This is a genomic window from Paraburkholderia sp. Cpub6, from assembly GCF_014201065.1.
Taxonomy (GTDB): Bacteria; Pseudomonadota; Gammaproteobacteria; order Burkholderiales; family Burkholderiaceae; genus Paraburkholderia; species Paraburkholderia tuberum.
In genome coordinates this window covers 49,730-71,942 of the sequence record NZ_JACHDM010000005.1, presented here as the reverse complement: position 1 = coordinate 71,942, position 22,213 = coordinate 49,730, and the positions used below count along the sequence as shown (strand labels likewise).

Annotated in this window: 27 protein-coding genes; 23 read left to right on the top strand and 4 right to left on the bottom strand. The window is 63.5% G+C overall.

Going from position 1 to position 22,213, the window contains the following annotated elements; all coding sequences use genetic code 11:
* Positions 1 to 92: 92 nt before the first annotated feature.
* The gene (metK, locus tag HDG33_RS11355) at positions 93 to 1,283 is read right to left on the bottom strand and encodes a methionine adenosyltransferase (RefSeq protein WP_184025944.1); all 1,191 of its coding nucleotides are present in this window, start codon (positions 1,281 to 1,283) and stop codon (positions 93 to 95) included.
* Between the two features lie 285 nt (positions 1,284 to 1,568).
* Between metK and HDG33_RS11350 the strand changes: the two genes are divergently transcribed.
* The 15 genes from HDG33_RS11350 to HDG33_RS37275 all read left to right on the top strand — a co-directional run bounded on the left by HDG33_RS11350 (position 1,569) and on the right by HDG33_RS37275 (position 11,608).
* Positions 1,569 to 2,453, top strand: coding sequence for a lipid A biosynthesis lauroyl acyltransferase (locus tag HDG33_RS11350; RefSeq protein ID WP_184025942.1), 885 nt, complete (start codon positions 1,569 to 1,571; stop codon positions 2,451 to 2,453).
* A 419-nt stretch (positions 2,454 to 2,872) separates the two neighbouring features.
* On the top strand, positions 2,873 to 4,141 hold the full coding sequence (locus HDG33_RS11345; RefSeq protein ID WP_184025939.1) for a site-specific integrase: 1,269 nt from the start codon (positions 2,873 to 2,875) through the stop codon (positions 4,139 to 4,141).
* A gap of 3 nt (positions 4,142 to 4,144) precedes the next feature.
* Positions 4,145 to 5,227, top strand: a complete 1,083-nt coding sequence (locus tag HDG33_RS37280; RefSeq protein ID WP_184027330.1) for a hypothetical protein — start codon at positions 4,145 to 4,147, stop codon at positions 5,225 to 5,227.
* Between the two features lie 113 nt (positions 5,228 to 5,340).
* Entirely contained in the window at positions 5,341 to 5,574 is a 234-nt protein-coding gene (locus tag HDG33_RS11335; RefSeq protein WP_184025935.1) for an AlpA family transcriptional regulator, read from the top strand.
* Positions 5,574 to 5,807: a helix-turn-helix domain-containing protein gene (locus HDG33_RS11330; RefSeq protein ID WP_184025932.1), complete on the top strand. Its 234-nt coding sequence runs from the start codon at positions 5,574 to 5,576 to the stop codon at positions 5,805 to 5,807. The genes HDG33_RS11335 and HDG33_RS11330 overlap by 1 nt, the downstream gene beginning before the upstream one ends.
* The gene (locus tag HDG33_RS11325; RefSeq protein WP_184025929.1) at positions 5,804 to 5,980 is read left to right on the top strand and encodes a hypothetical protein; all 177 of its coding nucleotides are present in this window, start codon (positions 5,804 to 5,806) and stop codon (positions 5,978 to 5,980) included. Before HDG33_RS11330 ends, HDG33_RS11325 begins: the two co-directional genes overlap by 4 nt.
* A 138-nt stretch (positions 5,981 to 6,118) precedes the next feature.
* Complete coding sequence (locus HDG33_RS11320; protein WP_184025926.1) at positions 6,119 to 6,385, top strand: XRE family transcriptional regulator; 267 nt, start codon at positions 6,119 to 6,121, stop codon at positions 6,383 to 6,385.
* 174 nt (positions 6,386 to 6,559) lie between these two features.
* Positions 6,560 to 6,817, top strand: coding sequence for a hypothetical protein (locus tag HDG33_RS11315; protein ID WP_184027318.1), 258 nt, complete (start codon positions 6,560 to 6,562; stop codon positions 6,815 to 6,817).
* Positions 6,810 to 7,073: a hypothetical protein gene (locus HDG33_RS11310; RefSeq protein WP_184025923.1), complete on the top strand. Its 264-nt coding sequence runs from the start codon at positions 6,810 to 6,812 to the stop codon at positions 7,071 to 7,073. Before HDG33_RS11315 ends, HDG33_RS11310 begins: the two co-directional genes overlap by 8 nt.
* 66 nt (positions 7,074 to 7,139) lie before the next feature.
* Entirely contained in the window at positions 7,140 to 7,424 is a 285-nt protein-coding gene (locus HDG33_RS11305) for a CHC2 zinc finger domain-containing protein (RefSeq protein ID WP_184025920.1), read from the top strand.
* Positions 7,421 to 9,637 carry a DUF3631 domain-containing protein gene (locus tag HDG33_RS11300; protein ID WP_184025917.1) on the top strand — a complete coding sequence of 739 codons (2,217 nt, stop codon included), beginning with the start codon at positions 7,421 to 7,423 and terminating at the stop codon, positions 9,635 to 9,637. The genes HDG33_RS11305 and HDG33_RS11300 overlap by 4 nt, the downstream gene beginning before the upstream one ends.
* A complete protein-coding gene (locus tag HDG33_RS11295) occupies positions 9,634 to 10,161 on the top strand; it encodes a hypothetical protein (RefSeq protein WP_184025914.1) in 528 nt (175 codons plus the stop codon). The genes HDG33_RS11300 and HDG33_RS11295 overlap by 4 nt, the downstream gene beginning before the upstream one ends.
* A gap of 103 nt (positions 10,162 to 10,264) precedes the next feature.
* Positions 10,265 to 10,528: a hypothetical protein gene (locus tag HDG33_RS11290; RefSeq protein ID WP_184025911.1), complete on the top strand. Its 264-nt coding sequence runs from the start codon at positions 10,265 to 10,267 to the stop codon at positions 10,526 to 10,528.
* A gap of 103 nt (positions 10,529 to 10,631) precedes the next feature.
* Positions 10,632 to 11,240: an HD domain-containing protein gene (locus tag HDG33_RS11285; RefSeq protein WP_221311382.1), complete on the top strand. Its 609-nt coding sequence runs from the start codon at positions 10,632 to 10,634 to the stop codon at positions 11,238 to 11,240.
* Positions 11,237 to 11,608, top strand: a complete 372-nt coding sequence (locus HDG33_RS37275) for an HGGxSTG domain-containing protein (protein ID WP_260330405.1) — start codon at positions 11,237 to 11,239, stop codon at positions 11,606 to 11,608. The genes HDG33_RS11285 and HDG33_RS37275 overlap by 4 nt, the downstream gene beginning before the upstream one ends.
* Positions 11,609 to 12,115: 507 nt before the next feature.
* Here the strand turns inward: HDG33_RS37275 and HDG33_RS11275 are convergent.
* The 3 genes from HDG33_RS11275 to HDG33_RS36935 are packed head-to-tail and all read right to left on the bottom strand — an operon-like array spanning position 12,116 to position 14,599.
* Positions 12,116 to 13,096 carry a hypothetical protein gene (locus HDG33_RS11275; RefSeq protein WP_184025909.1) on the bottom strand — a complete coding sequence of 327 codons (981 nt, stop codon included), beginning with the start codon at positions 13,094 to 13,096 and terminating at the stop codon, positions 12,116 to 12,118.
* A 23-nt stretch (positions 13,097 to 13,119) separates the two neighbouring features.
* Positions 13,120 to 13,560 (bottom strand): DUF4279 domain-containing protein, encoded by a 441-nt coding sequence (locus tag HDG33_RS11270; protein WP_184027167.1) that lies wholly within the window; start codon positions 13,558 to 13,560, stop codon positions 13,120 to 13,122.
* Entirely contained in the window at positions 13,550 to 14,599 is a 1,050-nt protein-coding gene (locus tag HDG33_RS36935; RefSeq protein WP_221311405.1) for a hypothetical protein, read from the bottom strand. Before HDG33_RS36935 ends, HDG33_RS11270 begins: the two co-directional genes overlap by 11 nt.
* A 308-nt stretch (positions 14,600 to 14,907) precedes the next feature.
* On the opposite strand from HDG33_RS36935, the gene HDG33_RS11260 reads away from it, so the two are divergent.
* From HDG33_RS11260 to HDG33_RS11225, 8 genes are all read left to right on the top strand, one after another.
* Positions 14,908 to 15,111, top strand: coding sequence for a hypothetical protein (locus HDG33_RS11260; RefSeq protein WP_184025906.1), 204 nt, complete (start codon positions 14,908 to 14,910; stop codon positions 15,109 to 15,111).
* A gap of 140 nt (positions 15,112 to 15,251) precedes the next feature.
* Entirely contained in the window at positions 15,252 to 15,560 is a 309-nt protein-coding gene (locus tag HDG33_RS11255) for a DUF4258 domain-containing protein (protein ID WP_184025903.1), read from the top strand.
* Positions 15,561 to 15,588: 28 nt separating this feature from the next.
* Positions 15,589 to 16,059, top strand: a complete 471-nt coding sequence (locus HDG33_RS11250; protein WP_184025900.1) for a DNA-binding transcriptional regulator — start codon at positions 15,589 to 15,591, stop codon at positions 16,057 to 16,059.
* Between the two features lie 289 nt (positions 16,060 to 16,348).
* A complete protein-coding gene (gene dapF / locus HDG33_RS11245; RefSeq protein WP_184025897.1) occupies positions 16,349 to 17,284 on the top strand; it encodes a diaminopimelate epimerase in 936 nt (311 codons plus the stop codon).
* Between the two features lie 57 nt (positions 17,285 to 17,341).
* Complete coding sequence (locus HDG33_RS11240; RefSeq protein WP_184025894.1) at positions 17,342 to 18,100, top strand: DUF484 family protein; 759 nt, start codon at positions 17,342 to 17,344, stop codon at positions 18,098 to 18,100.
* 28 nt (positions 18,101 to 18,128) lie between these two features.
* Positions 18,129 to 19,052 (top strand): tyrosine recombinase XerC, encoded by a 924-nt coding sequence (xerC, locus tag HDG33_RS11235; RefSeq protein WP_184025891.1) that lies wholly within the window; start codon positions 18,129 to 18,131, stop codon positions 19,050 to 19,052.
* 61 nt (positions 19,053 to 19,113) lie between these two features.
* On the top strand, positions 19,114 to 20,316 hold the full coding sequence (locus HDG33_RS11230) for a class I SAM-dependent rRNA methyltransferase (RefSeq protein ID WP_090802199.1): 1,203 nt from the start codon (positions 19,114 to 19,116) through the stop codon (positions 20,314 to 20,316).
* Between the two features lie 191 nt (positions 20,317 to 20,507).
* Positions 20,508 to 21,608, top strand: a complete 1,101-nt coding sequence (locus tag HDG33_RS11225; RefSeq protein WP_184025888.1) for a GTP-binding protein — start codon at positions 20,508 to 20,510, stop codon at positions 21,606 to 21,608.
* Positions 21,609 to 22,213 lie beyond the last annotated feature (605 nt).

Here is a 22,213-nt window from a genome sequence, read left to right as displayed (position 1 = left end):
GCCGCATCGCTACGCCATCGATAGACAAAGAAAAACCCCGCCGGCTCACGCCGGCGGGGTTTGTTTGCTTTCAAGCGGCGATCGGCTCGCCCTTATTCGGCAAGCGCCGCGACCGGCTCAGTGCCTGCCGCTTCGGCGAGTGCGAGCGCCTTGTCGGTGGCTTCCCACGTGAATTCCGGCTCTTCGCGGCCGAAATGACCATACGCCGCGCTCTTCTCGTAGACCGGGCGCAGCAGGTCGAGCATCTGGATGATGCCCTTCGGACGCAGGTCGAAATGCTGACGCACGAGTTCCGTGATCGTCGCATCCGACACGCGGCCGCTGCCGAACGTGTTGACCATCACCGAGGTCGGCTGGGCGACGCCGATCGCGTACGACACCTGGATCAGGCAGCGCGACGCGAGGCCCGCGGCCACGATGTTCTTGGCGACGTAACGGCCGGCGTACGCTGCCGAGCGGTCCACCTTCGACGGATCCTTGCCCGAGAATGCGCCGCCGCCGTGCGGCGCCGCGCCGCCGTACGTATCGACGATGATCTTGCGGCCCGTCAGACCGCAATCGCCCTGCGGACCGCCGATCACGAAACGACCGGTCGGGTTCACGAGGAACTTGATGTCACCCTTGATCAGCTCGGCCGGCAGCGTCGGCTTGATCACTTCCTCGATCACCGCTTCGCGCAACGTGTCGAGCTCGATGTCCGGCGAATGCTGGGTGGACAGTACGACGGTGTCGATCGAATGCGGCTTGCCGTCGACGTAGCGCACGGTGACCTGTGACTTCGCATCCGGACGCAGCCAGGGCAGACGGCCGTCGCGGCGCAGATTCGCCTGACGCTCGACGAGGCGGTGCGACAGGTGGATCGGCAGCGGCATCAGTTCCGGCGTTTCCTCGCACGCGTAACCGAACATCAGGCCCTGGTCGCCCGCGCCTTGATCGAGGTTGTTGTCGTGCGCGCGGTCCACGCCCTGGGCGATGTCCGGCGACTGCTTGTCGTAGGCGACGAGCACCGCGCAGCCGCGGTAGTCGATGCCGTAGTCGGTGTTGTCGTAGCCGATGCGCTTGATCGTGTTGCGCGCGATCTGGATGTAGTCGACGTTCGCGGTGGTGGTGATTTCACCGGCCAGCACGACGAGACCCGTGTTGCACAGCGTTTCGGCCGCGACACGCGAGTACTTGTCTTGAGCGAGGATGGCGTCGAGGATCGCGTCCGAGATCTGGTCCGCGACTTTGTCGGGATGGCCTTCGGAAACGGATTCGGAAGTGAAGAGATAGTCGTTTGCCACGTTGCAGACTCCTGTTAGTGGTTACGGTTGCGTTCCACGTAGCCGACTTCGGGAGTCTGAAGCGGCGACGCTTTAGCGGATTACCTGACCGATGGACGCAAAACCCATGAAAACCCATGGACCGCACCCGCCGGCTTCGCCCCGCAAGTTGTCTATTAACTCGGCGAAGCCTTTATTATAGCGACTTCCTTTGAATGTCACAGAGTCGAAACGAGTGCGGTATCACGTCAATTTTTCCGCTTTCCACAATTTCGCCCCCTGCGGCGCCGCGCGCCTGGAGGCTGCATGCTGAGCCGCTACGGCGCGAAGCTCGCGATCGGGCTGCTCAAACTCTTTGCGCTGTTGCCTTACGGATGGGTCGCTCGTCTCGGTGACGGGCTCGGCTGGCTGCTCTACCAGATCCCGAGCCGTCGCAAGCGCATCGTTCATACGAATCTGAAGCTGTGCTTCCCCGACTGGAGCGACGAGCGCCGCGAGGACGTCGCGCAAAAGCACTTCCGTCATGCGATCCGCAGCTATCTCGAGCGCAGCGTGCAGTGGTTCGGCTCGGCGAAGAAGCTCGAAAAGCTGATCCAGCTCGACAGCGCGATCGACCTGACGGACCCGAACCTGCCGCCCACATTGTTTCTCGGCTTTCATTTCGTCGGCATCGAGGCCGGTTCGATCTTTCTGAACTACTCGCTGAAGCGCCAGTGCGGCTCCCTCTATCAGCCAATGTCGAATCAGGAGTTCGAGGAAGCCGCGAAAGCAGCGCGCGCGCGTTTCGGCGCGGACATGGCGAGCCGCGCGGACAGCGCGCGCGTCGTGCTGCGCTGGCTGCGCGAACGCAAACCGGTGATGCTCGGCGCGGACATGGACTACGGCGCGCGCAATTCGACGTTCGTGCCGTTCTTCGGCGTGCCGACCTGCACGCTGACCGCAGTCGGCCGTCTCGCCAAGGTCGGGCACGCACAGGTCGTACCGTTCATCGGCGAGGTGCTGCCGAACTACAAGGGCTACCGGCTCAAGGTCTTCAAACCTTGGGACGACTATCCGACCGGCGACGATGACGCTGATGCGCGACGCATGAACGAGTTTCTCGAAGAGCAGATTCCGCTGATGCCCGAGCAGTATTACTGGGTGCACAAGCGGTTCAAGACACGCCCGCCGGGGGTGCCGGGGGTGTATTGAAGGTGGGGCTGGGCTCCTTGCCAGCCGTACCGTTTCCCATGTGCCAACGTGTATCATCTGCTATTGGCCGGGCACGGCTCCAATGGGCGATTCGCCCAACGGCCGGTGAGGCCGGGATTTTCGGCTCCGCCCGCACGCGCGAAGCCCTACGCAGCAACGGATACACGGAAAACGTGAAGCTCAAATTCACCAGTGTAAAAAGATGCATATAGCGCGATCACGTGCTATCTCCCACTCTCGACAATCTCCGTTAAACCGTTGCCTGGCTTGGCTGTAAACAATCAAGCGCGATCTAGCAGTATCATCCGCTCTCAGGCAAGCGCGCCCCAAATGGGTAGCTAGATGGGTAGCCAGAAAGCGGCCCAATCCGATTAAGTTGCACGCGCTTGTCTCCGATGCATCAAGCAAAGAGGCGGGCGATGGCGCGGCGGGAAACCAAGGTACTCACGGACGTACAAATACGGCACTGGATCAAGGCCGGGCAACCACTCGCGAAGGCGGATGGTGACGGGCTTACGTTCACACTGTCGGCGGCAGGGCTGGCGGCATGGGTGCTGCGCTACCGGTACGGGGGTCGCCGTGCGGAGGTCACCGTTGGCCGCTATCCCGACATGGGGCTGACGCAAGCTCGCAAAGAAGCCGCTGCGCTACGCGTGCGGATCAACAGCGGCGAGAATCCTGCACTGATCCGGCGGCGCGAAAAGACGGCGGCTGTTGCCGCGCTCACCGTGCGCCAGCTCGTCGACGACTACCGGGAGAAGGTGTTGCCTGCGAGGGCGGCAAAGACTCGCGCGACGCACGAATATCACCTCGACAGTTTCATCGTGCCGAAGCTTGGCGCGATGCACGCGCGCGACGTGGAACCCGGCGACATCATCGCGATGATTGAGGACGCAAAGAAGCGGTGGCCCACATCGTCACTGATGCTCAACACGGCCACCCGGCTTTTTGCGCACGCAGCGGGCAAGCGAATCATTTCCGTGAACCCATGCCGGGGAATCGAACTGAGCGCCATCCTTGGAGTACGCCCGCCGCGCCGCCAGCGCCTGATGCTTACAGAAAACGAGCTGCGCACCCTTCTGCAGACGATAGACGAGGTCGGCAGACAAAACGGCTTGATGCTCCGCATCCTGCTGGCAACTGGCGTTCGATCCGGCGAGCTATGCAATGCTGAGTGGGACGAGTTCCGACTGGACGATGCTCTGTGGACGATCCCGGCCGGCCGTATCAAAACGCGCGCGTCGAATAATTCGGCCTTCGCGGTTCCGCTTGCACCCGCCGTTATCGCTTGGTTCACGGAGCTTCGTGGACTCGCGTGCGGTTCGCGTTATGTGTTCCCAGCTCGGCAGGCTGGGCGCCGCGCACGCCTGGACGGAGATGGGCCACAGGCGGAAAACACCATGTGGGCGGCACTCGTCCGTTATCTCGACAGCCATTCCGACAAGGTGCGCGCATTCACGCCGCACGACCTGCGCAGCACGGCCCGCTCGCATCTTCGAGCAATGGGCGTCGACCGCGACATCGCCGAGCGCGCGCTCAATCACAAGTTGCCCGGCATGGAGGGCATTTACGACAAGGGCGACTACCTGAAGGAAAGGCAGGTCGCGCTCGAATTGTGGGCGCGATTTCTGAACGCTTGCGAATCAGGCGAACGGTGGAACGTAACGCCGATGCGCAAGACGGGGTAAGAAATGGAGCCGGAGGAGGACACAGCTTCTGTTGAACAGTGGATGGCGGTAGAGGAACGTCGCGAGAAACAGCGCAGGCGACGCTACGAGCGCATTAGGAAGCGCTACCTGCCTGATTGGACGCCTGCCCCAATAGTTGGACAGTATCACGAGCAACTTTGCTCCCTTCATTCGGCAAGGATCGAGAACCGCTGGGAAACATTGTCCGGTCAGAAGTCCTTATTCAGGACTAACCCGCGCTGGGTCGAAGGTGAGATCGCTCGCACGATTCGGCTCTGCCAATACAACCCCGAGATGAAAAAGGTCTGGGAGACGATCGCGACAACGCCAATAGCTCACGATCTGTTCAAGAGACTCATTCTGACCGGCGATGGCGCAATCAAGTGGATGCTCCGCGAGATAGACGGGATTATGAGCGCTTTCAGTTCGATGCCCAGACTCACAGCGGCGGCGCGCAACAAGTCGTTTGCCAAGGTCATTTCGGCTGCGGAGAACTTGCTCAAGGCAATAGAGGAATGCGGCGAAGTTGGGTCTCTCATGAACACAGCCCTCGCGGACTTTATTGGCAACAGAAACCTCAACGCACGGGCCATGTGGGGAGAGAAAATCCTCGCTGGCTCCGCATGGTGTCCGCGCTTCGCTTTCGATCATGTCGATCGTTACGGCGCCCCGGAATCGATTGAAATTCTCGGCTATGGACCTATCCCTGACTGGCACGCATGGTCTGCCGAGGACAAGTTTCGGTGGTTGCACGACGAGATTCAGCGGACCTCGCTCATGGACGTGCTGAGTTTTTCGGTCGGTCGCATCTGCGACGCGGGCAACACACCTCTACCCGTCGCCCAGCCCGGAAGGAGCGACGGTGGGCTTTTGCCGTTTGTCATCCGAGAACTGTCGGCTCGCACGAATGGGGTGTATGGCAAACCACTAGACAGCACCGTGGCACTCCTCGCCTCTGCGATCGCCGACCTGCCCGAGCCATTGTCTCGCGATGCAGTTCGGCCCTATCTCCGCAAGGACGGGAAAAAAACCGCTCGTGCGACGCGAAAATCTTCCCGTGGGACGAAATCGGAACAATCGAGCTGAAATTCATCCCGTTTCAGAAGGCGAGCCCCGATATCTAATCGCACTGCCCCGTATCAATCACGATCCGGCGCGGTACAGCGGGGTCTATGTGTCGCGCCGCCTTGGAGCGATACATGCCCGCAAAGACTCAGGCAGAAACCCTCGCCTCGTTCAACGACCTTCCCGACGAAGCGCACGTAGATGTGCGCGTCGTCGGCGCTCTCTACGGCATCGCAACGCCGACCGTATGGCGACGTGTTCGTGACGGCTCAATCGCTAAGCCCCGCAAGTTCGGTGCGTCATCACGCTGGAACGTGGGAGAGCTGCGCGCCGCCCTAGCCACCGGTACGACAGCCGAGGCCGCGTAATGGCCGATCGCAACACTGCCGCATCTCAGCGCACCCGTTTGCTGCGCGCACTCAAGCGCGGCCCCGTCGACACGCAGCACGCAAGCCGCCAGCTCGACATCATCCATCCGCCCCGCCGCGTGTTCGAGCTGCGCAAGCTCGGGCACGACATCACCACGTCTTGGGTTTGGAGAACCACCGAGGCTGGCGCGCGCCATCGCGTGGGCCTGTATTCGTTGGAGGGCCGCCAATGACCGCCACCATCTATGTGTGTGTCGAGCCCTCCGACGATCCGGCTTTAGTGCTGGTGCGCACCAGTGCGACGCCGAATCCTGAGCGCAGGCCGCCGATGCGCGTGAGCCGCGACGAGCTGGACAAGGTGCTGTTGGCGCTGCTCGACTCTGCGAGTGCGGAGGTGAAGCTGTGAAACCTCATTGCTTGACGCTTAGGCACAATGCGCCTATCCTGATGACGCCTTGGAAGCGTATCCCACGCGGCCATATCTCTGAGAAGGATCCCATCTTGAACGCACATTTTGATGCGCTTGTGAGCGCACGCCCATTTGATGAAGTACACACCACCTACCCCGGAAAACCTGCAACACCTGAAAGACGAGCTCGGGCTGTCCAGTGCGCAGATGGCGGAACTATTTGGGCTGTCCAGCGGACGGCACTGGCGGTCGTACACAGGGGGAGCCGACATTCGGTCGGTCAGCGCCTCAACCCTGTTCTTCGCGATGGCTCGCCTCAAACTCAGTCCGGAGGCTGTCGAGATCGTGTTGGATGCGATGCGCTCATTGGGCGCGACGATCGACCTGAACGCACCCGAGTAACCGCCTCGTCTGCATCCCCTCGCGCCCGCGATCGCCGGGCGCAATCCCCCATTCAATCCATCGTTGCCGACGCCCTGCGCGCGGCCACACTCGCCTCAACCGAGCGCGAAGCCCTCGATATTGCGGGCGGCGCGCTCGCTGCTATTGCTGACCTCGCGAAAGTGGAGGCAGCTCATGCGTAATGAAACGACGAGGGCCGCAGAAACCCAGACCCCGCAACACGACGCCTGCACGACCTATGCAACGGACGCCGCAATTGTCCGTCTCGACCAGTTGCACGCGCTCGCCGGCCTGTTGAGTCTCGAAGAAGTCGCTGAACAGTTCGCCGGCATGTCGACCACTGCGCAAGTCGCACTGTTCGACCTGTTCGAAGATCGTCTGGCCGACATTCGCGCTGCGCTGGCCAGCGGGATGGAGGTGGCACATGGCTAACACCATCACCACACTGGACACCGCGCTCGAAGCGGGCATTGAAGCGACCGACACGGCACGAGCTGCCTTCGACACCGCGACCATGCGACTGGGCGAGCTGGTTGCGCTGACCGCGCTACTCGCCGACGACGATACGACCATCGCCATTGGCAACCTCAACCCGATCGAGCGGACGACGCTTTTTTCCCTTGTTGAACGCCTGGCCCGCGATTCGCGCAAAAGCCTCCTCCAATCGCTGGAGGCATCCCATGTCTGAGAACACAAAGCCGGCCGCCTCTTCGCGTGCGCGTAGTACTAAGGATTCCTCACAGGAGGCGCGCCAATGAAGCATGGCCAATTTCGACGCGATCGGCTACCGGACGTGCGCGCGGCGCTCGACATGCTCGGACTGACCGCCGCGAAAGTCAACGCATCGGGTTACGGACAGACGTTCTGCCCCGTGCACGGCGAAACGCATCCCTCACTTTCCATTCACATGGAACGCGGTAACTGGCGCTGCTTCGCGTGCGGCGCGAGCGGTGGCGACGTGCTGGAACTGTACCGCCGTGCGCGCGGGCTGACCTTCGTACAGGCGGCGCGCGAGCTGGGCTGCTGGGAGTCTCAATGAACGCAGTAATCGACAATCACGACCCGTTCGGGCTGGAGGCGTGGAAGGATGCCGCGCGCCGCCTGTTCGCCTTCAAGACGGCGGAAGGGTTTCAACCGGCCGCGCTGCACCTGTACCGCGCCGCCGATGGCGCGATCTGCTACGCCCGCGTGCGACTCCACAAGCCGCTTGATGGCGGGGGCCACGAGAAGTTCATCCGCCCTTTCTGGCACGACGGGAAGCGTTGGACGCACGGCGAGCCGAAACAGGAAGGCGGGAAGCTGCTGTATGGCCTGTGCGAGGCGCAGGCCGCCCCTGACGCCCTGCTGGTGGTCGCGGAGGGCGAACAGAAAGCGGACGCGCTGACGAGGATCGGCGCGGGCCGCCTTGTCGGCATCACGAGCGGGAGCGCGACGAGCGCGGGCGGCGCGGACTGGTCGCCGCTGGCGGGCCGTACCGCGCTGCTGTGGCCCGACCACGACGATTCGGGCACGCGGTACGCCGACGAGGTAACGGCGAAGCTCGGATCGGTAGGGTGCGCTGTCGGGCGGCTGGACGTGGCTGCGATGGGCTTACCGCCGAAGGGCGACGTAGTCGACTGGCTGGACCAGTTCAAGGTCGCGCACGGCCGCGCGCCGGATGCCGATGACGTGCTGGCATTGCCGCGAGTGGGCGCACCGCCGGCGGTACTGGCAACAGCCGGCGAGACCGTACCAGGCGACGCGTCGGCGGCCGATACGGAAGGCGACGCCGCACCGCCAGAAACCGACGACGAGGTAATCGCGCGCCTGGCCGCGCTCAGGCCGATGGAATACGACCGGGCACGCAAGACGGAGGCGGCCCGGCTGAAGGTCCGGCCGACCACGCTCGACCTGATGGTCAGGGAGGCGCGCGGGGAAACCGGCAACGGCGAGCCGTCACCGTTCGAGGACGTGGAACCGTGGCATGAGCCGGTGGACGGTACTGAACTGCTGGCCGGAATCGCGCGTACCATCCGCCGCTTTATCGTGTGCGACCCGGAGACCGTGACGGCCGCCGCGCTGTGGTGCGTCGCTGCGTGGCTGGTCGATCACATCGGCACCTGTCCGATCCTGCTTGTCAACGCCCCGGAAAAGGCGTGCGGCAAGACGCAACTGCTGACGGTGGTGGGCCGCATGGTGCCGCGCCCGGCCCAGGCGGCTGGTATCTCGCCGTCGGTGCTGTTCCGCATGATCGAGAAGTATCAGCCGACGCTGCTGGTCGATGAGATCGAGACGGTCCTGACGAAGGAAGCCGAAGACCTGCGCGGGCTGCTGAACGCGGGACATACGCGCGATTCGGCTTTCGTTTGGCGCAGCGTGGCGGTGGGCGACGACTTCGAGCCGAAGCGCTTCAACGTGTTCGGCTTCAAGGCGCTGGCGGGGATCAACGCGGACCGGCTGGCCGAGACGATCACGAGCCGTTCAGTGGTGGCCGCGCTGCGCCGCAAGCTGCCTCACGAAAGCGTCGAGCGCCTTCGCCATGCCGAGCCGGGCCTGTTCGATCGGCTCCGGGCGAAGATCGCGCGCTGGGCCGAGGACCACGCCGACGCGATCCGCGCCGCGCGCCCCGAGCTGCCCGCCGAGCTGGGCGACCGCGACCAGGACAACTGGGAGCCGCTGCTCGCGGTGGCCGATCTGGTTGGCGGCACATGGCCCGCGTGGACGCGCACGGCAGCTATCAAGCTATGCGGGAACGGCGACCAGGCGCAGAGCCGTGGGGCCGAGCTGCTGGCGGACATTCAGGACGTTTTCGACACTCACAAGGCGCAGCGCATCTTTTCCGCCGACCTGTTGGAGCGTCTTTGCGAAGATGAAGAAAAGCCCTGGGCGACATGGAACCGTGGAAAACCGATGGCGCTCAAGCAACTCGCAACCCGGCTTGGCGAATACAGCATCAGGAGCGCCCAGATTCGCATCGGCTATGAGTCGAAAAAGGGCTATTTGCGTAGTCAGTTCGATGACGCATTCAGCCGATATTTGCCTTCCTCTCTGGCTGCCCCCCTTTCAAGCGAAACAACGAAACAACCCAGGACTGGCGCGGCTTCCAGCGTTTCCCCCGTGTTTCGTGTTTCCGATGGATGCGAAACGGGAAACAGACCCGAAACGCTGGAACCCTTGTCAGATAAGGGTTGTTTCGTTGTATCGGGAGAAAGGGGGAAAGCCGGGGAAAACGGAAATTCTGTGACCTGTGATGAGCCCGAGGAGGACATATGAGCGTTGCTGAAATTCTGTGCAGGGCGCGCGAGTTGGGTGTCCGTCTGCGGGTCGAGGGTGACCGGGTGAAGATGAAGGGGCCGGCCGAGGCGCTGGCTGAACTCAAGCCCGAAATTGCGGCAGAGAAAGAGGAAGTCATGTCGTTCCTCCGGGCGATGGGCGGCGCGCTGATCGACCCGGACGGCGGCGTATATCTGCCGTGGGGACCGCACCTGTCACCCGATGACGTGTTCGGGATGCGCGCCGAGCTGGCCGAACTGATCGAAGACATGGCCGATGCCGAGGACTGGCCCGCGTCATATCGCGATGAAGTGCTGGCGCGTGCAATGCGCGGGCCGTTGCATGACCTGTTGCCGAATCTGCATTACTTCCGCGAGCGTATAGCCGAGTTCTCCGCCGAGTGCGAGGCGCGCGCGCTGTTGCGCCGCCGTGCCTGGCGCGCGAACGAGGATCTGTCGAAGCGCGGCTATTCGGAGGCGCGAGGCACGACCGCGACGCGCCAGCCTGGGAGGGTGCGCCGATGACGGAGCGTATCCGCAAACCGATGCGACACGACGGCACAGCATCGGAACCAGTACGGGAGGCCGTCGTGATCAATGGCCTGTTTTTCGCTGCGAAGGAAATGCAATGACGATTCAGAACGAGTACGAACTGGCTGAAGCAACCGCCGAGCACCTGCTTCGCGAAAACTACGGCCTCGATCCTGCGACCATACAGGCGCACATCGCGCACCACCTTGCCGAGCGCGGCGACAATCTGGACGAGGAGACGCAGATGATCCTGCGCGGCTGCATGGTCGCGTTGAACGTCATGCATCGTCAGATAGACGTGATGGCCTCGTCGTTCGGGTTGCCGTCCTATCGCTCGGATATCAAGGGGGGCGCACAATAATGTGCAAACTAAAAACGCTGTCCGGTCGCATCCGCGCCCAATGGCAGACGGCGAGCCGCGCCGTCGAGTCGCGGCGGCTCCTCAATAGCGAAGGGGAAATTGCATGATCGATGGACTGATCGCGGGGAAGCTGTACGGCACGGCAAACCGACAGGGAATGATGATGAAGGAACGCTTCAAGGACCAGGATTGGGCACTGATAGACCGAGCACGGGCGTTCGCGCTGGGTGCGCACGCTGCACTCAACCAGCGGCGCAAATATACGGGCGAGCCTTATGCAACGCATCTGGCCGAGGTGGCTGAGCTGGTAACGCGGGCCCAAGGTGTGACAGCGGAAATGGTTGCGGCCGCCTGGCTGCACGATACGGTTGAGGATACCGCAGTGCAGTTGGTATTGATTGAGGCGGAGTTTGGCACGTGCGTTGGCAGACTTGTTGGCGAGCTGACCGCAATATCGACACCGGAGGATGGGGACCGGAGCACGCGCAAGACGCTGGACCGGGCACATACGGCACGCGCATCGGCAGCGGCGCAGACCATCAAGGCGGCTGATCTCATATCGAACCTGCGTACGGTTGAGGCTCGCGATCCGCAGTTCGCAGCAATCTACATGCGCGAGAAACGGCTGTTGCTGAACGTCCTGACCCGAGCGGATGAACACCTGCGAAGTGACGTGCGCGCGATCATCGACGATTACTTCACGCGACCATGAACGACGCAGGGAAGCGGCGACGCCTCAAAGCCCACTACGCCGAGTGCGACCACGTGCGGGCGCTGCGCGATGAGCTCGAACGTGCCACCCACGCGCGACGGCTCGCCCACCTTGTGATGTATGGGCCTCGTCGGGTCGGGCTGCTGCCCATGCCGGCGCTGCCCGATTGCCCACCCTTGCCTGCTGATCTGGTCGGACTTCGGTGCGGCGCAAAGACCCCGGCCGGAACTCCCTGCAAGCGCGTCGACCTGTACGCCAACGGGCGGTGCCCGCTGCACGGCGGGCTATCAACCGGACCGACCACGCCCGAGGGCAAGGCGCGCGCCGCCAGCAACGGCCATATGCCGAAGAAGAAGCGGACCCCATGAGAGGTTGAGAAATGTTGACGTTCGGCGTTGATGCACGCGCATCATGCTGAGCGGAAGCCGTTTGCCGATACGGCCCTCGCGCTGGTTACCACGTGCGAGGTTGCCATGCAGGTTGCCACGGAAACGGGGAGTTTTTTCCTTTATAAAAAGACGCGGCGGGTGAAAGAAACCATCGCCGCGCGCCGCACGATCGCCATTCGGATAAGTCCGCAATGTCCGCAAACGCCGAACGAAAGTACGAATAGGTGCGAACGCGAAGCGCGCGCAAACCCTTGCCGCTCACGGCGGCGCTAGTTCCGTCTCCGCCGCGGAAGTTCGCGCCGCGCGGAAAATGAGTCCGAACGAAACAACGCCCATTTGTACCGGGTAGTTAATGCGCGCCGAATTTCTTGAGTCCATCACGCGCGAGCGCGGCGGGGTTTTTTTTGTCTATATAAAAGGCGGCGGACGGAAATAACCGCCAGCCCTCACGCAACTCCACGCACCCGGCTGGCGCGTGCGATGCGGTTAGCGCGACGGCCCGTCCATCGTCGGGCCGTCAAGCTCCCGCTGGCGCCGCTGCTCAGGCTGCTGTTGGGCCTCGCAGTGGGGTCGATTGCTGTCCACCACCCTGCCCCGCTCCACAGCCGCCTTTACCCGGTGCTGCGCGCGCTTGCCGATCTCTCCCTGCTTCGGGTTCTTCTCGGCGGCGCGGCGGCCGGCTTCCACATCTAGCCTCTCAGTCTCCTCGGGCGTAAACCGGCCCTCCTTCACCCGCTCATACTGGGCGACGTTCACGCGGTCGACCCGTTCCAGATCCTCGCGCCTGTCCTGCCATGCAGCCTTGCCGAATAAGCGCGGCTCGCGATCCAGGTGCGGCTGGAGGGCATCCGTCCGGTGGTCCGCTGCCGTCTTGCGCGCCTTCTCCACTATCTCGGCCGCAAAGCCTTCGCGCTCCGTCTGTACGGCCTTATGCCAGAGCGCGGCAAGTCGCAAAGAAAGCTTGTCCTCGGAATGCGCCCCGAGACGCCAGTGGTCAACGGCAGCGCGGCGCTGGTTCTCGGGCATGGTGGCCACCGCGGCAGTCAACGCGCGCTGGACGTCCTCGACCGTCAGCGCCTCGAGCTGGGTCTCAAGGGATTCAAGAGCGGCCTGTTTGCGCTCGCCCGGCTCCGGTCGCCGCGCGGTGCGCTCCCGATCAAGCTCGACCACCGCCGCGCGCTCGTTTATCGCGACTGCGATCACATCGCCACTCTCGACCGCGTGTTGCAGTGCGCGCCCGATTCGCAGAGGGGAGTGATCGCCAACGTGAAACGCTGCGCAGGCATCGCGCAGAAAATAAGCGAGCTTCGCCTGTTGCTGCAAGTCCCCCGCCAGGACCTCAGGGGCAGTGGATGCAATGAGTTGGACGCCAGCCAGCGCTACATCATCCGTTGGCTTGCCCTCGTATTCCCCACGCACATAAAGCGTGCAGGGTCGGCCCGCTCCAGCATGAATTTCGATCGCCACTTGTTCCTTCCTTCGTGCCCGTTTTAGCGGTACTCGTCAATTTCGACCGTGCCGCCCATCGCTTCCATCATCGCGCGGATATCGTCGGGCACGTCGGGTACGCGGTCGCCGCTCTCGTTCATCCAGTAGCACCACAGCGCGACCTTCGCGCCCTGTGCGGCTGCCACCTCGCGCAAGTTCGCGCGCGGTAAGCCAAGGCGGTCAACGAGGTATTTCACGTGCGGGCCAAGGCTGTTGCTATGCACCGCCGACCTGCTCTCGACGGCCCACAGGCCGAGCTTGCCCGGTAGCGGACTTGACTTACCCGACGGAAGCCTGAATGGCTGCCCCCTCGTTATTTCGCGATTGGGCTGCACGCCAAAGTAGGCAGACCAAAACTGTGGGGACACGGACTCCCCGGAAATAATGAACGTCGCATGTGCGAGCGCGTGAGCGATGGGATCGGATTTCTCGTCAGGGCGCATAGTTGTGTATGTTGTCATCGAGCATTCGGCCATTGAATTCGACATTTCCGTCATCGTGAAAAATCACGTTGTCGGCAGGCCCGAGTCCGTTGGCCGGTTTGAATACGTGGAGCATGTCGCTAAACGTGTTCTGATCGTAGCCGAGCATCTTGGCCGCATAGCGCGGGCTATTGGTTCTCGCGGCGAGTTCTTGAACGTCACCGCTTACGGTATCCGGAATGTACTCGAACGGCTTCGCATCGCCGAGCGGCGTCGAACCACCCGAGCCGAAAGCACCCAGGCCTGCATCGTCGCCGGCAGATAACATCGCGGCCCCGCCGAGCGCAGCCCCTGCGACCGCGGCTACTGCGCCAAGCCAGTCAGCCCCACCGCTCGAACTGGCGGCCTTGCTCGCGGTCGCGACCGTCGAAAAAACGTATGGCGTGCGATCGATAAAGCGCCCGTAGTCGTCGAGTGGTACGAACTCGCCATTGCGCACCCCGTAGACGGTCGGCTTCGGGTCCGGTGCCCGCTTCGGCCAGCTCTGCGGCCCGTAGGGCCGGGCAACGCGCCGGCTACCTCGCCAGGCTCGATTGATGGCAGGAACGAGCCGGCCGTCGCGCACCGCGTCGCGAAGAATACGCGTTACGCCTTCGCCGTCGACCGGCGCGCCCAGGCACGAGATGCCCAGGTGCTCGCTGATAAAGGCGGCATAGGCGCTGAAGTCACTACAGCCGCGTGCATCGCGGCGGCGCGTGGAAACCCGGAACAGCCGGTCGAAGTCCCGCTGGTCCTGTTCGATCTGCTCCTCGCGCTCCTTGCGTGCTTTCTGGCGCTCCTCGTAAGAGAGCTTCCAGCCGCGATCCACCTCCTGCACGTCACGAGCCGGCACGAGCGCGCATTGCCAGTCGCTCGTCAACGGCACATGCAGCGCATTGTACGAACACCCCCATTCGGGAAACGACATGTTTCCTCCGCGTCGATCTGAGGCGGGTATACGTAGCACGGAACAGGGGCGGGAAACTGCACATGACAATTTTTGACGATTGCTGGCGGGCATACCCGGTCGAGCCGCCCACCCGGCATGGCGAAGCGTGCTCGCCGCGGCGGATGTTCAGGTTTGTTCAGGTCTGCGCGGCTGTGGATAACTCGCGCGCCCCGGCGTGCTTAACAATTGTGCAAATCGGCCGATCGCGAAACGCGTTCACGGACGCGAGTTTCCCGTAAAGCGGACAAAACTTATCCACACATCGACAATGTGATAACGGACGTTATGTAAAATTGCGGACGTTATCGCGTATTATCTCCGCTTTACGGTAGACGTGCTATTCTCGCCGCACACCCACTCTCACGCGCCCGCGAGAAACCATGACACCCGCTGAATTTGAAGCCGCCCTCGCCCAGCTCGGCTGGAAACAATCGGACTTCTGCCGCATGGCCGATGTCGACAAGAACACGCCGAGCCGATGGATCAAGGGCACCACGCCGGTTCCCGGCTGGGCGGCCCGGTTTCTGGCGATGGCGCTGGAGATCCGGCGACTGGCGGCGCTGATCCAGCCCCCGAAAACGTAGCCACGTCCTTACAACCCGCCCATCGGCCGGAGCCATACCGGAGCGGCAACCAAGGTGCAAGAGCTCGCCCCCATCACTTTTCGCGCCGTTTTTGGCACAACTTCGGTATAGTCTCGCCTATCATTTTGATAGGTGGATGAGTGGCACAGCCGTCGAAACGACAACTCGAAAAACACATTCAGCAGTGCGCGCACGACTCGGCGAACATCGTTTTCGTCAACCACGCGCGCGAGCGAATGCGGCTCCGAAAAATCAACGATCCGATGGTGCTCGAGACGTTGCGCAAGGGCATCATTGCGCGCGAACCCGAGCCTGACATGAAAGCGGCTGGCCTTCGATGTGTCATGGAGCGCTACGTTTCTGGCGTGAATGTCGGCGTGGTAGTGCTCGTTGAGCATCCCGCGCCGGATCTGACCGTCATCACTGTCATGGAAGTCAAAAAGGGTTGAGTCAACGCAGGAATCCAAGGGGTTGGATATGTACCACTACACAGACGGCGGTCTTAAAAACGTGTGGCTGGTCAACGGCTACAAGCAGCACAAGACGCCATATGGCGAAGGGATCTCCATCAACGACCTGGACGGGCTCGGCGTCGCGATTTGCCTGGCGCTCGCGAAGAAGCCGTCCCCATTGACCGGCGCGGAGTTTCGCTATGTGCGCAGCGCCGGCCTGATGCAGTCGCAATCGGGCCTTGCCAAGGTGCTCGGTAACAACGAGCAGGCGATCGCGCGGTGGGAGAAGTCCGGCAAGGTGCCGCGGTGGGCCGACAAGTTGATCCGGCTGCTTTACCTCGCACGCGCCGAGGGCAATGCGCCGATCGCTTCAGCTATCGAACGAATCAACGCGATCGAGCGCGCCGAGAAACAGCGGATCGTGATGAAAGAGGCACGGTCTGGATGGGCGTCGAAGATTGAGCCACAGGAAGCAGCCGATTGCGGGATCGTCTAACGCCTGACCAGTCTGCGCCGCGACCCGCGAGACAGCGTTTCCGGGTGCGATATCCGACTCGATCTCCCGCACAGTGCCGCCCCTCAGCCGAACTATTCCGACGAGCATCTGTAACGCGGTCTCTTTCGCCTGATCGCACCCGTTCTCTCCCTGCCTCCCTTGTATCAGCGTGTATCATTCGCTATCAGTCCAGCGCGGCCCAAATGGGTAGCCAGGTGGGTAGCCAGAACAAAATTGTCCGCCATCAGTATCGCGCAAAGCCTTACGTAACAAGGAACATAGAGGGTTTGTGAAGCTCAAATTCACCAAAATGCACGGCGCGGGCAACGACTTCGTCGTACTCGACGGCTATACCCAACCGGTTGATCTAACCACGGCGCAGGTGCGCGCGTTGGCGAACCGCCATTTCGGCGTCGGCGCCGACCAGTTGCTGCTGGTCGAAAAGCCGACCGTCGAAGGCGTCGATTTCAGATATCGCATCTTCAATTGCGACGGCGGCGAGGTCGAACACTGCGGCAACGGCGCGCGCTGCTTCGTCAAGTTCGTGCGCGAGCGCGGTCTCACCGACCAGCGCAGCGTGCGCGTGCAGGTCCAGAAAGGCACGATCACGCTGACGATGCAGGACAACGGCGAAGTGATCGTCGACATGGGTACGCCCGTGTTCGATCCCGAACTCGTGCCGTTCGCAACCAAGGGTCTGCAAGGCCGCCGCGAAGGCGCCGATACGCTCTGGCCGCTCGACGTGAACGGCACGACGCGCTGGATGTCGGTGGTGTCGATGGGCAATCCGCACGCCGTGCAGGTCGTCGACGATGCCGAGGTGTTCCCGGTGCTCGTCGAAGGTCCGGCCATCGAGCGGCACACGCGCTTCCCGCAGCGGGTCAACGCGGGCTTCATGCAGATCGTCGACCGCAACGAGATCAGGCTGCGCGTCTACGAACGCGGCGCGGGCGAAACGCTCGCGTGCGGCACCGGCGCGTGCGCGGCGGTCGCGGCCGGCATCCGGCGCGGGCGGCTGGATTCGCCGGTGCTCGTACATACGCACGGCGGCGATCTGACCATCACGTGGGACAGCGCGCACCCAGGCGCGCCGCTGCTGATGGCCGGCCCCGCGGCCACCGTCTTCGAAGGGGAGATCGAGTTGGCCGAAGAGGCGTCGAGCGCCTCGTCGCACTCGTCGCAGCACAATCCGTCCAGCCCGGCCGACATGGCACCCTCCGTCTAACTCATTGACCGACGCGCCGCCGTGAGGCGGCCGTCCCGTAGTCCTCTAGCCGAAACCATGAACGATCGCGAAGTCGCCGAATACCTGCTCGCCAATCCCGAATTCTTCGTCGAACACGCGGAAGCGCTCGCGACGATCCGGCTCGCGAACCCGCACGGCAAAGCCGCGGTGTCGCTGCAGGAGCGGCAGATGGAGATGCTGCGCGACAAGAACAAGCATCTGGAGCGGCGTCTTGCCGAACTGCTGCGCTACGGTCACGAGAACGACAGCATCGCGTCGAAATTCAACCGCTGGACCATCCGCGTGATGGCCGAGCGCGATCCCTACGCGCTGCCGCGCACGATCGCCGGCGGTCTGCGCGACATCTTCGACGTGCCGCAAGCGGCACTGCGCGTGTGGGACGTCGCCGAGCCGTATGCGCAAGCGGACTTCGCGCGCCACGTCAGCGAGGAAGTGCGCATTTTCGCGGGCAGCCTGAGCACGCCGTACTGCGGCGCGAACACCGGCTTCGAGGCCGCGCAATGGCTCGCGCAAGCTGCGGTCGCGTCCAACGGGACGACCAACCCGGCGGCAAGCGCGGCAACGAGCGCGACCGACGACCTCGGCGTCGCCTCGAACGGGACGGCGCAGAGCACCGAATCGATCGCGCTGCTCGCGCTGCGCGACCCCGAAGGCGCCGAAGACGCGCCGACGTTCGGCCTGCTCGTGATGGGCTCATCCGACCCGCGGCGCTTCCACGAAGGCATGGCCACCGATTTCCTCACGCAGATCGGCGCGCTCGCGAGCGCCGCGCTGAGCCGGCTGCTGCCGCGCTGAGCCGCGCCACGCAACGTCACCGCGTACCGTGACCGCCGCCGACCCGATCGCCACCTACCTGTCGCATCTCGAGCACGAGCGGCGGCTGTCGGCGCACACGCTGCGCGGCTACACGCATGAGCTCGCGGAACTGAAGCAGCTCGCCAAAGGCCGAGCGCTCGAAAGCCTCACCGCCGTCGACATCCGCGGCGCCGTCGCGCGTGCGCATGCAGGCGGTCTCACCGCGCGGTCGATCGGCCATCGGCTGTCGGCATGGCGGGCGTTTTATCGCTGGCTCGCGGGCCACGTCGAGTTGCCGGCCAATCCGGTCGCCGCGGTGCGCGCGCCGAAGCAGGCGAAAATACTGCCGAAGGCGCTTTCCGTCGACGACACCGCGCGCCTGATGGACAGCCCGCCCGCCGACTCGCCCGAAGGCCTGCGCGATCACGCGATGCTCGAGCTGTTCTACTCGTCGGGCCTGCGCCTCGCCGAACTGGTCGGCCTCGACGTGCGTTTCGCCGACGTCGACGGCTATCGCTCGGCCGGCTGGCTGAAACTCGATTCCGGCGAAGTCGAAGTGCTCGGCAAAGGCAATCGGCGCCGCGTCGTGCCGGTGGGCAGCAAGGCGGTCGCGGCGCTGAACGCATGGCTCGCGGTGCGCGAACCGATGGTCCGCCACGATCCGCATCCGCTGTTCCTGTCGGCGCGCGGCAACCGGCTGTCGCCGAACGTCGTGCGCGAGCGCGTGAAGCGCGCGGCGCTCGCCGCCGGCATTCCGGCCAACGTGCATCCGCACGTGCTGCGCCATTCGTTCGCGACGCACGTGCTGCAGTCGAGCGGCGACCTGCGCGCCGTGCAGGAGCTGCTCGGCCACGCGAGCATCACCGCGACGCAGGTTTACACGGGCCTCGATTTCCAGCACCTCGCCCACGTCTACGACAGCGCGCATCCTCGCGCAAAGAAACGCAACTGATCACGCGACTGACGCCGCGCGCCACGACACGCCGCCTTCGCTTGCACTTTACCTACACCTGATGAATACCGTTACGCTCAAACCGTCGAAAGAAAAATCGCTGCTGCGCCGCCATCCGTGGGTTTATGCCAATGCGATCGAGCACGTCGACGGCCGCCCCGCGCCCGGTGCGACCGTGCTCGTGCGCGCGCACGATGGCCGCTTTCTCGCCCGCGCCGCCTACAGCCCGCACTCGCAGATCCGCGCGCGCGTCTGGAGCTTCGACGAAGCCGAGCCGATCGATCACGCGTTCTTCAAGCGCCGCGTGCAGCGCGCGTTCGCGCATCGTCAGGCGATGGTGCGCGACACCGGCGCCGTGCGGCTGATCTTCGGCGAGGCGGACGGTCTGCCGGGCCTGATCGTCGATTACTACGTCGCCGAGGACGCGGATCAGCGCAGCCAGATCGTCTGTCAGTTCATGGCGGCCGGCGTCGAAGCGTGGAAGGACGCGATCGTCGCGGCGCTGGTCGGCGCGACCGGCTGCCCGAACGTCTACGAGCGCTCGGACGTGTCGATCCGTCAGAAGGAAGGGCTCGAGCAGATCACCGGCGTGCTCGCGGGCGAGCCGCCTTCCGAGAAGCTGATCGCGAGCGAAAACGGCGTGCGCTATCACGTCGACGTGCGCAACGGCCACAAGACCGGCTTCTATGTCGACCAGCGCGATAACCGCCTGCTCGTGCAGCAGTTCGCGAAAGATCGCGACGTGCTGAACTGCTTCTGCTACACCGGCGGCTTTTCGCTCGCGGCGCTCAGGGGTGGCGCAAAGCGCGTGGTGTCGGTCGATTCGTCGGGTGAAGCGCTCGCGCTCGCGCAGCAGAACGTCGCGGCCAACGGCTTCGACGCCGACCGCGCGACCTGGCTCGACGCCGACGCGTTCAAGACATTGCGGCGCCTCTACGACGAAGGCGAACGCTTCGACCTGATCGTGCTCGATCCGCCGAAATTCGCGCCATCGCGCGAGCACGTGGACCGCGCCTCGCGCGCGTACAAGGACATCAATCTGACGGGCCTGAAGCTGCTGCGCCCGGGCGGTTTGCTGTTCACGTACTCGTGCTCGGGCGCGATCGATCCCGAGCTGTTCCAGAAGATCGTGTCGGGCGCGGCCGCCGACGCACGCGTCGACGCACGCATCCTGAAGCGCCTTGGCGCGGGCGTCGATCATCCGCTGCTCACTGCGTTCCCCGAAGGCGAGTATCTGAAGGGGCTGCTGTTGCAAATCGCCTGATCGCCCTCATTTCCCGGTGATTGCGCGTGGTGGCGGCTGACGGCCGCCCCTGCGCCCGCCAGGCAAATATGTTTCAATGACCGGCTGGACAGGGCCCGCGCCATCTGGCTGCGGCGGCCCGCCTAACGCATCTGGCTAGCCTTGCGCTAGCGTCCGATCACGCACCGTTTCACGACTTACAGGCGACCCACATGATTCCAGTCACCATCCTGACCGGCTTTCTCGGCAGCGGCAAGACCACCCTGCTCAAGCGCATCCTGAACGAAAAGCACGGCATGAAGATTGCCGTCATCGAGAACGAGTTCGGCGAAGAGAACATCGACAACGAGATCCTCGTGCAGGACACGAGCGAGCAGATCATCCAGATGAGCAACGGCTGCATCTGCTGCACGATTCGCGGCGACCTGTCGCGCGTGCTCAACGAGCTGGCCGCGAAGAAGCAGGCGGGCGAAGTGGACTTCGACCGCGTCGTGATCGAAACCACCGGCCTCGCGAATCCGGGCCCGGTCGCGCAAACCTTCTTCATGGACGACCAGATCGCGAGCGAATTCCTGCTCGACGCGATCATCACGCTGGTCGACGCGAAGCACGCGAACCATCAGCTCGACGAGCACGAAGTGGTGCAGCGCCAGGTCGGTTTCGCGGACCGGCTGTTCATCACGAAGGCCGATCTCGTCGACGAGCGGCACGTGGGCGATCTGCGCCACCGTCTGCTGCACATGAACCCGAAGGCGGCGATCAAGGTCGTCAATTTCGGCGAGGCGGACATCAAGGAAATTTTCGATCTGCGCGGCTTCAACCTGAACTCGAAGCTCGAAATCGATCCGGACTTCCTGAGTGAAGACGAACACGCGCATAGCCACGCGCACGCGCACGACGAGCACGGCCACACGCAAGGCGACCATGACCACGATCACGCCAATTGCGATCACGACCATGGCCATTGCGATCACGAAGGCCATGATCACGGACATCACCACCATGCGCATCACGACGACAAGATCAAGTCATTCGTGTACCGCAGCGATCGTCCGTTCGATCCGAACAAGCTCGAAGACTTCCTCGGCGGCATCCTGCAGATCTATGGCGAGCACCTGCTGCGCTACAAGGGCGTGCTGTACATGAAGGGCGTCGATCGCAAGGTCGTGTTCCAGGGCGTGCATCAAATGATGGGCAGCGACCTCGCCGCGAAATGGCAACCGGCCGAGAAGAAGACCAACAAGATGGTGTTCATCGGCATCGAACTGCCGCGCGATCTGATCACCGACGGTCTCGACGCCTGCCTCGCCTGAGCGGGCGCAGCGCCGTCGCGCAAGCAAGCCTCGGAGCAAGCCCACGACGCGCCGCCCGCAGCGCGGCATGCGCCGTGCTACTTCTAGTGCGGTGAGACGCCCGCCGCCGACTGCGCGGGCGTGAATCCTCTGCTGAAACTGCGACGCCGCGGCGCCGAGGCCTTTCGAATTCAGGCCATATGAAAAACGCGTGAAAACCCTGCTGTATTAAAGCGTGGACGACCATCGCTTTTTGGCTTTCTGCGCGTTATATTTTCGGGATATCGCAGCGCCGCAGGCCGGCTTTCAGCAGTTGCGGTGCCGTATTGTGATTCAGTTACAATACGTGCCCACTGGAGAATGACAACGAATTGCCCGGTCGCGCGTATCCCGCGACGGGCCTGAAACGGCGCCGGAAAATCTTGTCCGGAGACACGCCGAAAACGCCGGCGGGCACGGCCTGAAAAGGCACGCGCTCGTCGGCGAGCGATGCCTCAGGAGCATGTGTGAATCGGTTTCCAGAGGAGTTCGGCCCCGCAGCGGCGTAGCTAGCAACGCCCGGTGTGTGGGCGCCAGGCGCTTCGGCGTCACGACAGTCCAACGTTCGTGGCCACCCTGCGCTGCGC

Coding starts and splice junctions, on each gene's coding strand:
- HDG33_RS11335 (WP_184025935.1), top strand. CDS start 5,341: ATGCCCGCAAAGACTCAGGCAGAAACCCTCGCCTCGTTCAACGACCTT.
- HDG33_RS11300 (WP_184025917.1), top strand. CDS start 7,421: ATGAACGCAGTAATCGACAATCACGACCCGTTCGGGCTGGAGGCGTGG.
- HDG33_RS11225 (WP_184025888.1), top strand. CDS start 20,508: ATGATTCCAGTCACCATCCTGACCGGCTTTCTCGGCAGCGGCAAGACC.
- HDG33_RS11350 (WP_184025942.1), top strand. CDS start 1,569: ATGCTGAGCCGCTACGGCGCGAAGCTCGCGATCGGGCTGCTCAAACTC.
- HDG33_RS11295 (WP_184025914.1), top strand. CDS start 9,634: ATGAGCGTTGCTGAAATTCTGTGCAGGGCGCGCGAGTTGGGTGTCCGT.
- HDG33_RS36935 (WP_221311405.1), bottom strand. CDS start 14,599: ATGCCCGCCAGCAATCGTCAAAAATTGTCATGTGCAGTTTCCCGCCCC.
- HDG33_RS11320 (WP_184025926.1), top strand. CDS start 6,119: ATGAAGTACACACCACCTACCCCGGAAAACCTGCAACACCTGAAAGAC.
- HDG33_RS11290 (WP_184025911.1), top strand. CDS start 10,265: ATGACGATTCAGAACGAGTACGAACTGGCTGAAGCAACCGCCGAGCAC.
- HDG33_RS11315 (WP_184027318.1), top strand. CDS start 6,560: ATGCGTAATGAAACGACGAGGGCCGCAGAAACCCAGACCCCGCAACAC.
- HDG33_RS11345 (WP_184025939.1), top strand. CDS start 2,873: ATGGCGCGGCGGGAAACCAAGGTACTCACGGACGTACAAATACGGCAC.
- HDG33_RS11250 (WP_184025900.1), top strand. CDS start 15,589: ATGTACCACTACACAGACGGCGGTCTTAAAAACGTGTGGCTGGTCAAC.
- HDG33_RS11305 (WP_184025920.1), top strand. CDS start 7,140: ATGAAGCATGGCCAATTTCGACGCGATCGGCTACCGGACGTGCGCGCG.
- HDG33_RS11240 (WP_184025894.1), top strand. CDS start 17,342: ATGAACGATCGCGAAGTCGCCGAATACCTGCTCGCCAATCCCGAATTC.
- HDG33_RS11310 (WP_184025923.1), top strand. CDS start 6,810: ATGGCTAACACCATCACCACACTGGACACCGCGCTCGAAGCGGGCATT.
- HDG33_RS37280 (WP_184027330.1), top strand. CDS start 4,145: ATGGAGCCGGAGGAGGACACAGCTTCTGTTGAACAGTGGATGGCGGTA.
- HDG33_RS37275 (WP_260330405.1), top strand. CDS start 11,237: ATGAACGACGCAGGGAAGCGGCGACGCCTCAAAGCCCACTACGCCGAG.
- HDG33_RS11330 (WP_184025932.1), top strand. CDS start 5,574: ATGGCCGATCGCAACACTGCCGCATCTCAGCGCACCCGTTTGCTGCGC.
- HDG33_RS11285 (WP_221311382.1), top strand. CDS start 10,632: ATGATCGATGGACTGATCGCGGGGAAGCTGTACGGCACGGCAAACCGA.
- HDG33_RS11260 (WP_184025906.1), top strand. CDS start 14,908: ATGACACCCGCTGAATTTGAAGCCGCCCTCGCCCAGCTCGGCTGGAAA.
- HDG33_RS11325 (WP_184025929.1), top strand. CDS start 5,804: ATGACCGCCACCATCTATGTGTGTGTCGAGCCCTCCGACGATCCGGCT.
- HDG33_RS11230 (WP_090802199.1), top strand. CDS start 19,114: ATGAATACCGTTACGCTCAAACCGTCGAAAGAAAAATCGCTGCTGCGC.
- HDG33_RS11270 (WP_184027167.1), bottom strand. CDS start 13,560: ATGCGCCCTGACGAGAAATCCGATCCCATCGCTCACGCGCTCGCACAT.